Source organism: Arthrobacter sp. StoSoilB20 (assembly GCF_019977295.1).
Taxonomy (GTDB): domain Bacteria; phylum Actinomycetota; class Actinomycetes; order Actinomycetales; family Micrococcaceae; genus Arthrobacter; species Arthrobacter nicotinovorans_A.
Window position 1 is genome coordinate 2,038,439 of record NZ_AP024651.1, and the last position, 13,563, is coordinate 2,052,001.

Consider the following 13,563-nt stretch of genomic DNA (forward strand, 5'->3'; position numbering starts at 1 on the left):
AAGCTGTCAGGCCCTGATCTTCCGGGATTCAGCCTTTGTCGGCGCTGCGGCGTGAACGGATCAGCAGCAGTACTGCACCAACCACCAGGAGTCCGCCGGCTGCGTACAACAGGTTCGTTCCAACGCCACCGGTCAGGGGGAGTTCAAAACCGCTGTTGGAAGGGACGTTTTTGACCTGGAGGTCAATCCCGACTGCCGTGGAACCGGCGTTGATGACGAAGGACACCGGCGCGGCCAGCAGTTCGTATCCGGCTGGGGCGGTTGTTTCAACCAGGTAGTAGGTGCGGTAGTTGGCATCCCCGGGTGCCACAGCAGCGCCGTTCGCCCAGTCTGAGTAGCGCAAACCGGACAGAGTCAGCGTGCCATCGGCAGCTACGGTGAATACGGTCTGGCCGCTGATGGCGATCGGGTTGGTGCCGGCTTTGGCGTCTGTCTCGGAAGCGTAAACGGAAAAGGATGCGCCAGAAAGGGCTGTGCCGTTCGGATCGGTCTTCTGAAGGGTCATTTCGCCCCACTTGGTGACAACCGGCGGCGTAACGATCGGTCCACCCGGCTGACCCGGGGTGCCGGTGAAGCTTCCGGCGTTCGGGTAAACGGCAGCAACGTTCTCGATTTCTCCGACTGCGTTGGCGGTGGTGTTGACAACGAGCTGGACGCGGGTGGTGTTGTGCGCGGCAAGCACGGCCCGGCCGGCTGCGGTGAACTCAACCGAAACAGTGTTGCTGGCTGCATCGAAGGTCACCACGTAGTGGGTTCCTTCGGTAAGGACGGTGCCATCGAGCAGCGTTGCCGTTGCATCGACGTAGCTCAGCTTGGGATCGAGGACATCAACAATCTTGTAACCATCAATGATGGCTTCGTTCGGGATGTCACCGGTGATGGTGAAGTCGACCGCGTCACCGAGTTTCACAGCCGGGGCGTCCGTAACCGTCTTCTCAGCACCGGTCACAGAGTTCTTGGGGTAGACGTTGACGTCGTAGATCCAGTTGTTGGTGTTGTTGGGGTCAGTGAGCGGCACCGAAATCAGGAAAGGAGCCGACGGCGTCACACCGGCCGGGTAATTGGTTTCTGTCACCAGGTAGAGGCCCAAGGGAAGAGTGTTGAAGGCTGCTGTGCCGGTGGCGTCTGTTGTTTGGGATTGTGCGGCGCCCAGGGTGTAGCCTCCGGCCGCGATGGAACCAGCCGGATTGGCCGCAGAGAAAGTAGTGCTGAGGTTGTGGGCAGCATCCCAGCCGGCGTTCGTGCTCAGATCGATGGAATTGACCTGCGCGATGCTGAAGGTAATGCCCGACAACGGGGTCAGTGCGCTGGTATCCACGGCGGTGCCGTTGTTCGGCAACCCGGTGGGCGTGGCTGGACGCTCAAACTTGTGGACAGTGATGGAACCAGTCCGGGTGCCATCGACAAGGGGAGCGGCGGATGCAGGAGCTACGGAAAAGGACATAGCCAGCACCGCCCCGGCGATGGTGGCGGCGGCGGTCTTCCAAAGACCCCGGGAGCGTAAATTGCTCACGTGAACCTCTTTCTTTTTTTGGGGGTGATGCTCGGAGTGAACACCTTGGGGGGAAATACGGTCCTACCTTGGGATGGCGGACCGGGTCTGGTATCAGGCCAATGCCCGCTTGCGTGAGCGCCTGAAGCTTGTGAAGGCCACGAACAGCGACGCCGTCAGGAGTCCTGTTCCGGCTGCCGTGAGCGGCCACCAACCAATGCCTCCTGTTTCGGGCATCTTCAAAGCAGGGACATCACGGACGGTAACGAGGAACACGCCGTCGCCGTCAGGGTCACCGCTGGTCACGACACCTGAACCGCTGCCGGCGCCCAGCGTTACGGCACCATTGGGCGCAACCGTGAACTGCACCGGCTCTGCGAGGAGACTGAATCCCGCAGGTGCCTGGGTCTCCTGGAGCCAGTAAACGCCCGGCTCGATTCCGGTGATCTGAAACTGTCCAATGCTGGAGGGGACAGGCGTCACAGCGTAGGCATTATTGACGGCACCGGCCGCACCCGAGGCGTCGTCGTGGATGGCCCAGGACGAGCCCGCCATGGGGACCCATAATGAACCCGAGGATTCCCCGACCTTCTCAAGAAGAATTTTCGACGGCGTGTGGTGGGTGGTGATGCATGCCGGATTCACTGGTGTGGCGCCAGTCGCGCAACGAAGAGGAGTCACGCTGCCACTGCCGGTGGCCATGTTGACGAGTTGGGAACTCCAGGCCGTCTGGGCGACGGTGACTTTGTAGCTCAGGACGGCCGTTGCACCGGCCGGAAGCGTGAATGGGGCGGTGGTGAGTACCGTCGAACCTGCCGGCGGGTCGGCTACAGCGACAGGCGCTGAAGTGCCAATCTTCAGTGTGGCGGATCCGGGCACGAAGGCTGCCTGATCCAGGACGTCCGCCAGGTTATCGGTGAGGACAACGTTGTTGATCTGCCCTCTGTCACTGGTGGCCGTCACAGAGTAGGTGATGGTTTCTCCGGGTCGAACAGAAGTGTTTCCGGCAGAAGGTATGCCGTTGACTGAGGCACTCTTTGCCATGGTCCACTGGGGTGTTACGGGGGTTGTGACGGTGGCGGAGCAGCCGGTTCCCGGAGACGGAGCACAGGCGGGATCAACGGTAGTGACCAGCGAGGTGGAGCCAGCCACAGGATTCGGTCCTCCACCTGGCATGGTGGGAACGGCGGTCTGGGCGGCGGGCACGATGGTGGCCGTATTGGTGATACTCGTTGAGCTGCCCAGGGCAACTGTGCCTGTAATCCTGTAGGTCAGTGTCCCGCCGACGTTGATACGTACAGTTCCGGAGATGCTTCCTGTGCCGCTGGGAGCGTTGCAGGCGGTCGGTGCGGTGGGTGGGAGGTTCGGGGTACCTGCAGCTGTCACACTGCAAGTCCATGCTGCGCCCTGGATGGATGAGGGCAAGGGATCAGTGAACAGAGCGTTCACGGCATCGCTGGGTCCGTTGTTATGCACCACCACCGTGTACGTGATGCTCTGGCCGGGCACGTAGGTGGTGAGGTCAGCGCCTTTGGTGATGGACAGGTCCACCACCGGCTTCACGGTCAGAGGGGCAGTCCCCGGAGAGTAAAGCCCGGTAATGGTGGGGAAGTTGTTGGTGCAATTGGGAACCGCAGTACCGTCGTTGGCTACGCATCCCGAGTTGTTGTAAACGCCGGGAGTGTTGGACGTAACGGTAACGGTAATGGTGCACGAGACACTGCCCTGTGCGAGGTTCCCCGTCACATCCACGGTCCTGCCCGACACTGTTCCGGCTGTGCGGACACACGTCCCGCCCAGTGGCCCGACGGCAGTCAATCCGGCAGGCATTGTGTCAATGAAATGCCATCCGTTCTTGGCCATGAGGTCAGAGGTGTTGGTGACGGTGTAGGTCAGTGTTGTGTTCTGCCCCTGCGTGATAGTGGTGGGGGCAAAGGACTTGTCCAGCTGAGGGGTCACGTCCACCAGCTGCGGAAGGTCAAAACCGACGTCGTTTCCGTTGCCTGTAGCCGTAAGGTTCCGCACCCGGATGCCCAGCGTGGGAGTCGTCCCGGAAACGGGAACTTGAATTGCGCCGGACTGCAGCTTCGCGACGCGGAAGCTGCTGCCGCCATAATTGACGGACTGGGAACTGGCATCGGAGCATGGATCCAAATTGGAGCCCACCACGGTGGGTACTCCGTTGATGAGGATGGCGAACTCCTGGCTCGCATGGTTGGAGAAGCAACTGGTTGCCCCGAAGATGCCTGAGATCGCGTAGTAATGCCCGGCGATGGTGGGAATCGTGTTCTTGGTGGTCTGCAACTGACGCCCCGCCAACTGGGCGCCGGTAACGCTGTTGGTGTACTCGCTCAGGATCTGGTTCTGGGCGGCCTGCGCGTCTGTCATGCCCTGGAAAAGGCCCATGGCATGTGCCATCTTGCCAAGCTCCGTGAAAGCGGTGTTCCGGCCACATTGATCGTTGGTCAAGATGTTCAGGAGTCCGCCGTTGCTGGGCAATGGCGTACCTTCGCGCAGGATCCAGCCGTTGCAAGCCTGGGCGCCGGGCAGCCATGCGGCATCGGCCGTGTACTGTTCACTGCCCGCTGCTGCTCCGCCGGTGTACGAGCCCAAGGGTATTGGCGCCGTAGCCGCGCTCGCATTTGAGAAATCTTCGCTGTAGACCAACTTTCCCGCCTGGGTGACGCCCGGCGTTCCAGGCAGGGCGGCAACAGGTGTGGGGGCATTGACGGCGCTGTAGCCGATGGTGCCGGCAAGGACCGCAAGAGCCGTTGCGAGGAGGACGAGCCGTGAGGCGGCACGCTCGCGGTTGGTCTTGGTGACGCCCCGCTTCATGTACTTCTGCATGGTCCATTTCTCCTGACATGCCACCGGAAAACCGGTAGCTCTTCGCCCAATTGGATGACTAGTGGATTTCAGAAGGGGATCGTGACGGAGAAGTGAGTGTGAGCTTTATCACACAGAGGCCGGTTTCCGGTCCTGCCGCGTCATCGCGCGGTTTCGGTTCCTCAACGGAAAACAAGGTACCGATTCGTTATTTTCCTGGGAGGTCGTCGGCTTTAGTCTGGTGGGGGAGCGCGGCCCCTGGACATGGCGACTGCGTGAGGGCTGCAGCAGCGTGGCTCTCCTGTCCCGGACGTTGTTGTCCGGGTTTTCCGTTCACCTTGTCGTGTCCGTCAGTAGGCAGCGCCATGGGGGCGGATCCAAGACGGAACAGATTGCGGGACAGTAGCTCTGGAGTGGGGCTGGCCGAGCCGGCACTAAGCGATGAGCAACTGGTTGAGCAGGTGCGCTCCGGTGACACCGCCGCCTTCGATGCTCTTTATGGCAGGCATCGCGTGATGGCGAGGCACGTCGCTGCAGCCCAAGTCGACAACAGTGCTGACGTTGACGATGTAGTGGCTGATGCCTTTGCATCCGTGCTGGAATCACTGACCCAGGGGAAGGGCCCCGACTTATTTTTCCGCGCCTATTTGCTGACCGCAGTCCGCAGAACCGCTTACAGGGCCAACCGCTCCGGTTCGCGAACGCGGCCCACTGACGAGTCCTATCTCTTGGATAGTGCGCATTACCATCAGGATTTGGTGCTGGCCGAATTCGAAACAGCCGCTGTGGCCCAAGCCTTCAAATCCCTTCCCGAGCGATGGCAGGCCGTTCTGTGGTACGTCGACATTGAGGGCATGAAGCCCAGGGCAGCGTCGCCGATGTTGGGGCTCAGCCCCAACGGCGTTTCCGCCCTTGCCCTGAGGGCAAGGGAAGGTTTGCGTCAGGCCTACCTGCAGAACCATGTCAAAGCCTCTGTTGGCGAGGACTGTGAGGAGTACTCTGCGCAGCTTGGGGTCTATTCCCGCAAAGGACTCAGCCCACGATCCGAACGGAAAGTCCAGTCCCACCTGGAGGAGTGCTCAATGTGCACGGCTCTCTTGCTGGACCTTCATGATGTCCAATCCTCAATGAGGTCTGTGCTGTTCCCGTTGATAGCGGGAATTGCCTTCAGCCCGGCAATTGCCGCTGTGGCTTCAGCCTCTGGTTCAGCCGGTGCGACTGCCGCAGCAGGTGCAGCCCATGGCGGCATGGCACTGCCCATGAAAGTGGTTGTCGGGGTGCTTGTGGCTGCCGTGGCGGGCTCCGCAGCAGTGGCAGCCATGGGCGCTGCGGGCATGTTTGTTCCGGGCGCACAAACGGCCGAGATTGCGCCTTCGCCGAAGCCCCGGGGAGTAACTCCAAGACCTACGGCCAGCCCGACGCGGCCACTGGTTCCTGTTCCGGGGGAAACAGGCCAGGCCAATCCACCCACAGCAGCCGAGGTGCCGGCACTTCCCGCAATCTGGGTGGTGCTGCGGCGAAACACCAACCCCTCGTTGCCGGCACTGCCCCCCGCGCCCGGAGGGTCGACCCCAAAGGAGCCGCCTTCCTTGCCTCCGGTCCTGCCCACCATTGCCCCCTCTGCGCCCGGGACCAACCCGCCAGTTGTCCCTTCAGCATCCCCATCAGCCACAGCATCCGTCCCTCCCGCTGCCACGCCGACGGGCAACACCACGCCCTCGCCCCAACCGTCGTCGTCGAGTCCAGCCCCAACCCCGACTCCGACTCCGACGCCGACGCCGACGCCGACCCAAACGAATCCGGTGCCGGCTGTGACAGCAGACTTCTCGGCAGAACCCGGCACCACTGCTTCCGACGCGAATGTAGAAATTGTTTTTGTCCTCGGCGACGGGAGGATTCCAGCATCTGCTGAAGTGACATTCAGCTTGTCGGAGGGATCAGGCCTCATCCCAGGTAAATTGATCGAGCCATCAGGCTGGAGCTGCCGGAAGGAACACGACGATATTCCGGAGCTGAAGTGCACCAGTACCGCGGTGGACCCGGGAGCCCTCGGTTTCCATATGGGAGTCACCCGCAAAGACCCCAACCAGACAACCACGATGACCTACACGTTCAGCGGCAGTGGGATTGCGCCGACGACGTTCGTGGACACCTTTTGACCTGCGGTTGCTATGCCCGGTGGGGTTGGCCCGGTAGGTTGGGTGCATCGTGTTGACAGCCCTCGAAGTCCCCGGCGTTGCGGGATGGGCGCCAAGGAACAACGAAAGTGGGTCCCGTGGGTTTCTTCAAAAAGAAACGGCCTGAGCAAGAACCGTCCGACGAGGATTTGTCCTTCTTCACGGTTTCCGAAGCCCAAAGGTTTCGGACAACAATCCGCGAAGTCTTCGGCGAGCTGGGCTACGAGGTACACATTTTCAGCGACCGCGCCGTTGATGCTGACGGACGGGGTTATGGATTCTGGAATGTTGCTGCGTCGTGCCACAACCGTCCGGAATCCCAATGGCGGGACACCATAAGAGAACATCTGCAGAAGGTTCTTGCCAGCTTTGAAGCGCCCGATCCGTTCGAATGCCTCACGCCTGCAGATGTGGCACGCCGGGTCCATGCACGCCTATACGAAGCATCCAGCATTCCAAATCCGGACGCTTATCCCCACACCGAATTTGCTCCAGGTGTGATCGAAATGCTGGCACTGGATCTTCCCGATACCGTGGCAGTGTTCAATCGGGAACACGCGGGGAGATGCGGAGGCTGGGAAGCTCTGCGTTCCCAGGGAATTGCGAACTTGAAGTTGGTGGAAGACCAGCACCTGGAAACCGTGCCTGTGCAAGGCGGTGGCTCATTTACTGCCCTCTTGGGTGATTCGGTCTATACGGCGAGTAAGGCTTTGTTGCTGCCAGGACTTGCTGAAGAGGCGTCCGGCCAAACCTTGCGCCCTGATCTTGGCTGGCTGATGAGCATGCCCAACAGGCATCAGTTGGTGTGGCACCTCATCAGCGATGAAACCCTGGTGATGGTCCTGGACGGCATGGTGCGCTTCACTGCCATGGGCTACGGCGACGCACCTGGACCAGTGAGTCCCCATGTCTACTGGAGCAACGGCGCTGGCTATGAGCAACTGACCGCGTTGTCTGAGGATGGAAAGTTGTCGATCCGCGTCGGCCCGGAGTTTCAGGCCGTTCTGGAAGCAGTTTTGTCCAAAGACTGAGCATTCCATCCTCCCGGCCGAGCAGATCGGCCAAGTTCTTGCCTGTTTTTGCGCCTCGTTCTACGGAAGTACAGCGGACGTACTGCGAATTCGCGTCACGAACCGCTGCATCGGCGCACTTCGTCAGCATGCAAGACGATCAAGAACCCGAACTGCCCCGGAACTGTCCCGGTCCTGCGCTGCCCTGCAAGGAGCTGGCGGTGACGGCTCCCGTCCTCGCCGCGAAGCTGGCCAGGCTTGCACCGGAGCAACTGGCAACGATCTTCCCGCCGGAGAATTCTGTCGGTCCGGTATGACACAGTCTTTATATGACTGCTCCACTGCTTGCCCACGCTACTGACTACGGCCGGATGTACGCCCGCTCCACCACGGAGCAATTTTCTGTGCCCTCCATCACTACGGTGATTGGACAACAGGCACACTCCCTGGACGGTTGGTTCAGTTACATGGGCGCGAGCAGCCTCGCTGCGGATCCGGAGCTTCCCGCGATTCTGGGTAGCCCGGCCAAGACCCGGCAGGCCATCAACAAAGCCGCAAAAGCTGCGGAAGCCTACCGGGATGCCGCAGCGGCGCGCGGCGACAGGGTCCACACTTACTGTGAACAGGTGGCCCTTCGTGCCCTGGGACGCCCCCACCGGATGCAGGAATGCAGGGACGACCTCGCAGCCCACGGAGAGCAGGCCTTTGCCGCCCGCTTTGATGAGTGGTGGGAACTTTACAGGGTGGAGCCGTTGGCCCCGGAGATCACTGTGTGGAACAAGACGGTGGGCTACGCCGGAACACTGGATCTTGTGGCCCGGATCAACGGACGTATCTGCCTGATCGACTACAAGACCAAAGGCACGACGCGGGACGGCACAGTCAAGGCCTTGGATGACAAAGTGGTCATGCAGCTGGCCGCGGGAATGAAGGCAGAGGAGAGCCTGGTTGATCCTGTTGCCGGTGAATGGGAGCCGTGGAAATACGGAGATAATCCCATGCTGCTGGCGGTGGCCATCGGAGAGACTGAAGTGCGGCCCATGCGGGCCAATCCGGAGATACTCAAGCACCATTGGTGGAAGTTTTGCGCGCTTCGCCGTGTCTGGGAAATGTCTGCGGACGTCTCTGCGGCGGGGCAAGCACTGTTGCCCATAGCTCCGCCCGTGTTTGCAGGGGTCGGTGCCGGAGCCGCGGGCACCGGCGATGCTCTCAACTAAACTGGCTTAGGCTCCGTAACACCCGGAGCCGGGTTTGACGATAGTGAGGACTGACAGCACATGGCAATTTTGAGTATCCGAATCATCGGGGATCCGGTGTTGCGCACCGTAGCGGACCCCGTCACCGACTTCGGTCCGGAGCTCGCCAAGCTGGTAGCTGACATGACCGAAACCATGGAGGACGTGGAAGGTGCAGGCCTCGCTGCACCGCAAATCGGCGTGAGCCAGCGCGTTTTTACCTACAGGATCGGGGGAGTGGAAGGCCACATCATCAACCCCGTCCTGGAGAACAGCGAAGATTTCCAGCCGGATGAAGTCGAAGGTTGCCTCTCGATCCCTGGCCTGGGTTTCCCGGTGCGCCGGTTCCGGGCAACCCGGGCGACGGGAGTCGACATGCATGGCAACCCGGTTTCCGTGGAGGCCGAGGGCATGCTCGCCCGGTGTTTCCAGCATGAGACGGACCACCTTGACGGCATTTTGTACACGGACAGGTTGGAAGGGGAGGACCGGAAGGCAGCCCTCCGCGCCATCCGGAACGCCAACTACCACGCCATCACGGAGAAGACTACGTCCCAGCGCGCCACCAGCGTGGGATCAAGCTTTGGTGGCGGCAGTTTCGGGGCTCCCGAGTGAGGGTCCTTTTTGCTGGCACCCCAGCCGTGGCGGTCCCGTCTCTGGACGCACTGGTTAAGGCAGGATTCGACGTCGTTGCCGTCCTGACACGCCCGGACGCGCCGGTAGGCAGGAAGAGGGTCCTGACACCTTCACCTGTGGCAGCTCGGGCCATGGAACTGGGTATCGAGGTGATCCGTGCCGCCAAGGTCGATGTGGATACCACTGCCCGGATCGCGGAGTTCGCCCCTGATGTCGCGGCCATTGTGGCCTACGGGGGAATTGTTCCGAAGTCTGCTTTGGGAGTTCCCAGGCATGGGTGGGTCAACCTGCATTTCTCGCTGCTTCCCGCATGGAGGGGTGCTGCTCCGGTCCAGCGCTCCGTTATCGCCGGAGACGAGATCACTGGCGCAGTGACTTTCCAGCTTGAAGAGGGCCTGGACACCGGGCCGGTCTTCGGTACCTTAACGGAAGCTGTCAGGCCGGACGATACCGCCGGGGACCTCCTTGAGCGCCTCTCCGTCAGCGGTGCAGTGCTGCTCAGCCAGACGCTCTCCGCCATTGACGCCGGGCAAGCCGCCCCCCAACCGCAAACCGGGGAGATATCCCTGGCACCCAAGTTGACGTTGGAGGATGGCCGCCTTGACTGGCAGATGCCCGCCTTGGCCATTAATCGTCGGGCTCGTGGTGTGACCCCCGAGCCGGGGGCATGGACCACCCTGGAGGGCCAGCGGATCAAGCTCGAACCCGTAGGCCTCCGTCCTGATATGAAGGACCTGGCGCCAGGTGCCATCAGGGTGGATGGAAAAACTGTTCTTGTCGGCACCGGATCCCATGCCGTTGAACTTGGCAGGATCCAGCCGGCAGGCAAGAAAATGATGTCGTCGGCCGATTGGGCCCGCGGCTTGGCAACACCCGAGAGAGTGGTATTCGAATGAGTGAGTCCGGCCGGCGAGGCCCCAACAACAGCGGGAACCGGGACGGCGGAGGACAAGGGAACCGTGGTGCGCGGGGTGAAAGCCGCCGCAACGCCCAGGGCCGCGAGCGGAACCGGGGACCCCAGCGCGGATTTACCAACAATGCTCCGTCGCAACGCACGCGCCGCGCTGACCCGGCCCGGCTCGTTGCCTTCGAAGTGCTCCGCGCTGTTGCCTCCGAGGACGCTTACGCCAACCTGGTGCTTCCGGCCCGCATCAGGGAACATCGCTTGGACCGCCGGGACGCCGGCTTTGCCACCGAGCTCAGTTACGGTGCCCTGCGCGGCCAAGGCACCTATGACGCGATCTTGGCCCGCTGCGTGGACCGCCCCCTTGAGCAACTCGACCCCGCCATCCTGGATGCCCTGCGGATTGGCGCCCATCAGTTGCTGTCTATGCGCGTTCCTGCGCACGCAGCCTTGGACCAAACCGTTGGCCTGGCGCGAGCGGTCATCGGCGCAGGTCCGTCAGCCCTGATCAACGCGGTCCTTCGCAAGGTCACCGCGCACAGCATGGGTGAGTGGCTGAACATCCTCCTGGCCAACGAGACTGATGAAACAAAGATCGCAGCGCTCCGGCACGCCCACCCTGAATGGATTGTCCGCGCGCTGCGCCAGTCGTTGGTCAACCACGGCCGCCCGAAGTCGGAAATCGATGACCTCCTGGAAGCGGACAACGCCGCTCCGGTGGTCAATCTTGTAGCGTTGCCCGGGTTGGGGAGCCTGGATGAGGCCTTCGACAATGGGGCTACGGCGGGGGAGTTGGTGGAAGATTCTGCTTTGTCCGCCGGTGGGGACCTCGGCCGCCTGGAGTCGGTCCGTCGCGGCACCACCCGTGTCCAGGACGTTGGATCCCAGTTGGTCGCGCGGGCTTTGGCCGGAGTGGACCTTGGTGGAGCCATCGCCGGAAGTGAACGCTGGCTGGACTTGTGCGCCGGCCCGGGAGGCAAGGCCGCCCTTCTGGCTGCCCTGGCACACCGGGACGGCGCTACCCTGTTGGCCAACGAGCCGGCGCCGCACAGGGCCAAGCTGGTCCAGCAGGCGCTCTCGGCAGTTCCTGCGGACACCTGGTCGGTACGGACCGGTGACGGACGCGACGTTGGTTCCGAACAGGCGGAAGCTTTCGACCGCGTGCTGGTTGATGTTCCCTGCAGCGGATTGGGTGCCTTGCGCAGGCGACCCGAATCGCGGTGGCGCCGCTCGCCCAAGGACATCGGCGATCTCGGTCCGTTGCAGCGGGATCTCCTGAAGTCCGCCATTGACGCCGTCAAGCCCGGCGGCGTGGTTGCCTATGTGACCTGCTCGCCGCACCCGGCCGAAACCACCGCGGTTGTCAGCGACGTCATGGCCAAGCGGGAAGACCTGGAACTGCTCGACGCCGGACAGGCACTTGACCATGTCAGCCTGACCGGACGCTTGGGTGCCGGTCATGAGCAAACGGCCCAGTTGTGGCCGCACGTCCACCAGACGGATGCCATGTTCATGGCAATCATCCGTAAAAAGCCGTAACCCGGCTTTCCACCTACCCAGAGGGGCTGCCTTGTCTCAGTGCTGTATCAACCCGAGCATCCTGTCTGCTGATTTCGTCAATCTTGAGGCGGAACTTCAGCGGATCAGCAATGCCGATGCCGTTCATGTGGACGTCATGGACAACCATTTTGTCCCCAACCTGACGTTGGGCCTGCCGGTGGTGCAGCGCATCCAGGCGGTCAGCCCGGTACCGCTGGACGCTCACTTGATGATTTCCGACGCCGACCGTTGGGCACCTGCCTACGCGGACGCCGGCGTTGCTTCCGTGACGTTCCATGCTGAGGCGGCCATGGCCCCGGTAAAGCTCGCCCGGGAATTGCGGGCGAGGGGGTCCAAGGCTGGAATGGCCCTGCGTCCGGCCACCCCGGTAGAGCCCTATTTGGACATGCTCAGCGAGCTGGACATGTTGTTGATCATGACGGTGGAGCCCGGTTTCGGGGGACAGTCCTTCCTTGATATCACCTTGCCCAAAATCCGTCGTGCCCGGGCAGCAGTAGAGGGCTCGGGCATCGGTGTAGCCATCCAGGTTGATGGGGGCATCACCGAGGAAACCATCATCAGGGCCGCGGAAGCCGGCGCCAACGTGTTCGTCGCCGGTTCGGCGGTTTATGGGCACCAGGACCCCGCAGCGGCGATTGATCGCCTGCGTGCAGCGGGCCAGGGCGTCACAGCGACGTTCGCCTGACGACCGTCACCACATGTTACGAAGATTGCCCGGGAATAGCCCGGGCATCTTGGTAGTTGTGGCAGAATAACAACACACATACGTGCTCCGGGGTCGGTGTAAGTCCGAACCGGCGGTTATAGTCCGCGACCCGCGAGCCATCGTGATTCCAAGTGATTGGAGCCTCGATGGCAGACGGTTGAACCGGTGAAATTCCGGTACCGACAGTTAAAGTCTGGATGGGAGAAGCACGTACAGTCATGCCTTGGGCGTTCCTTCAGCGACGCCCGGCATTGCGCTGTCGTACACCCCCGGAGTCATCGCGGCTTACTGGGAAGGAACGGCATGGACTTACTGCGATGGCTCTTCGAAGCACAGATCCCCATTGGAGGATCTGCCCTTGTCTTACGCGAAGTGCTTGGAAACATCTTTGGGCTGCTCAGCGCCCTCGGCGGTATGCGCCGCAAAGTCTGGGCCTGGCCAATCGGCATACTCGGAAACATCCTCCTGCTCACGGTCTTCCTGGGTAACGTTTTCGGTGCAGCAGCACCGGCCACGTTGTGGGGACAGGCTGCGCGTCAGGTCATGTTCATCACCGTGGCCATCTACGGCTGGTACCGCTGGAAGCAGGGCCAGGAATCGAGTGCCCAAGGCCGCGCCATTGTCCCCGGTTGGGCGAGCAACAAGGTTCGCATCGCACTGATCGCCGCCATGGTGGCAGGCACTGCGGCCCTCACGCCGGTGTTCGATGCCCTTGGCTCCTACCCGCCCGTTTGGGCTGATGCCTGGACCTTCATGGGCTCCTTGCTGGCAACCTATGGCATGGCCCGTGGATGGACTGAATTCTGGCTGATCTGGGTGGCCGTTGACATTGTGGGCGTTCCGCTGCTTTTCAGTGCTGGATACTACGCCAGCGCGGTCATGTATCTGTTCTACGGCTTTTTCACCCTCACGGGGTTCTTCGTGTGGTGGCGGGCCGAAAAGCGTGAACGTGCCAGCCATGACGCCGGCCCGGAAGCCGTCGCCGTATCTGCGGGTGCTGCCCAGTGAGCGTGACCT

Annotated in this window: 10 protein-coding genes and 1 riboswitch; of the genes, 8 read left to right on the forward strand and 2 right to left on the reverse strand. The window is 62.0% G+C overall.

Annotated features, from left to right (window positions below):
- Window positions 1-28: 28 nt before the first annotated feature.
- Window positions 29-1,513: a SpaH/EbpB family LPXTG-anchored major pilin gene (locus LDN85_RS09200; protein WP_026540344.1), complete on the reverse strand. Its 1,485-nt coding sequence runs from the start codon at window positions 1,511-1,513 to the stop codon at window positions 29-31.
- 93 nt (window positions 1,514-1,606) lie between these two features.
- The gene (locus LDN85_RS09205; protein WP_091551196.1) at window positions 1,607-4,339 is read right to left on the reverse strand and encodes a SpaA isopeptide-forming pilin-related protein; all 2,733 of its coding nucleotides are present in this window, start codon (window positions 4,337-4,339) and stop codon (window positions 1,607-1,609) included.
- 392 nt (window positions 4,340-4,731) lie between these two features.
- On the opposite strand from LDN85_RS09205, the gene LDN85_RS09210 reads away from it, so the two are divergent.
- From LDN85_RS09210 to pnuC, 8 genes are all read left to right on the forward strand, one after another.
- Window positions 4,732-6,477: an RNA polymerase sigma factor gene (locus LDN85_RS09210; RefSeq protein WP_223945180.1), complete on the forward strand. Its 1,746-nt coding sequence runs from the start codon at window positions 4,732-4,734 to the stop codon at window positions 6,475-6,477.
- Between the two features lie 116 nt (window positions 6,478-6,593).
- Complete coding sequence (locus LDN85_RS09215; RefSeq protein ID WP_155854070.1) at window positions 6,594-7,526, forward strand: hypothetical protein; 933 nt, start codon at window positions 6,594-6,596, stop codon at window positions 7,524-7,526.
- Window positions 7,527-7,834: 308 nt separating this feature from the next.
- Window positions 7,835-8,722 (forward strand): cytochrome, encoded by an 888-nt coding sequence (locus tag LDN85_RS09220; RefSeq protein ID WP_051421484.1) that lies wholly within the window; start codon window positions 7,835-7,837, stop codon window positions 8,720-8,722.
- Between the two features lie 60 nt (window positions 8,723-8,782).
- Window positions 8,783-9,355, forward strand: a complete 573-nt coding sequence (def, locus tag LDN85_RS09225) for a peptide deformylase (protein ID WP_026540347.1) — start codon at window positions 8,783-8,785, stop codon at window positions 9,353-9,355.
- A complete protein-coding gene (gene fmt / locus LDN85_RS09230) occupies window positions 9,352-10,272 on the forward strand; it encodes a methionyl-tRNA formyltransferase (protein WP_026540348.1) in 921 nt (306 codons plus the stop codon). The genes def and fmt overlap by 4 nt, the downstream gene beginning before the upstream one ends.
- Window positions 10,269-11,819, forward strand: a complete 1,551-nt coding sequence (locus LDN85_RS09235) for a transcription antitermination factor NusB (RefSeq protein ID WP_026540349.1) — start codon at window positions 10,269-10,271, stop codon at window positions 11,817-11,819. The genes fmt and LDN85_RS09235 overlap by 4 nt, the downstream gene beginning before the upstream one ends.
- Before the next feature lie 31 nt (window positions 11,820-11,850).
- Complete coding sequence (gene rpe, locus LDN85_RS09240; protein ID WP_026540350.1) at window positions 11,851-12,525, forward strand: ribulose-phosphate 3-epimerase; 675 nt, start codon at window positions 11,851-11,853, stop codon at window positions 12,523-12,525.
- A 78-nt stretch (window positions 12,526-12,603) separates the two neighbouring features.
- Window positions 12,604-12,760, forward strand: a riboswitch (FMN riboswitch).
- Between the two features lie 89 nt (window positions 12,761-12,849).
- Window positions 12,850-13,554, forward strand: a complete 705-nt coding sequence (gene pnuC / locus LDN85_RS09245) for a nicotinamide riboside transporter PnuC (protein WP_026540351.1) — start codon at window positions 12,850-12,852, stop codon at window positions 13,552-13,554.
- Window positions 13,555-13,563: the final 9 nt, after the last annotated feature.

Bases quoted from the DNA above. Each gene is read 5' to 3' on its own strand.
- LDN85_RS09205 (WP_091551196.1), bottom strand. From the start codon at position 4,339: ATGCAGAAGTACATGAAGCGGGGCGTCACCAAGACCAACCGCGAGCGT.
- LDN85_RS09220 (WP_051421484.1), top strand. From the start codon at position 7,835: ATGACTGCTCCACTGCTTGCCCACGCTACTGACTACGGCCGGATGTAC.
- def (WP_026540347.1), top strand. From the start codon at position 8,783: ATGGCAATTTTGAGTATCCGAATCATCGGGGATCCGGTGTTGCGCACC.
- LDN85_RS09235 (WP_026540349.1), top strand. From the start codon at position 10,269: ATGAGTGAGTCCGGCCGGCGAGGCCCCAACAACAGCGGGAACCGGGAC.
- pnuC (WP_026540351.1), top strand. From the start codon at position 12,850: ATGGACTTACTGCGATGGCTCTTCGAAGCACAGATCCCCATTGGAGGA.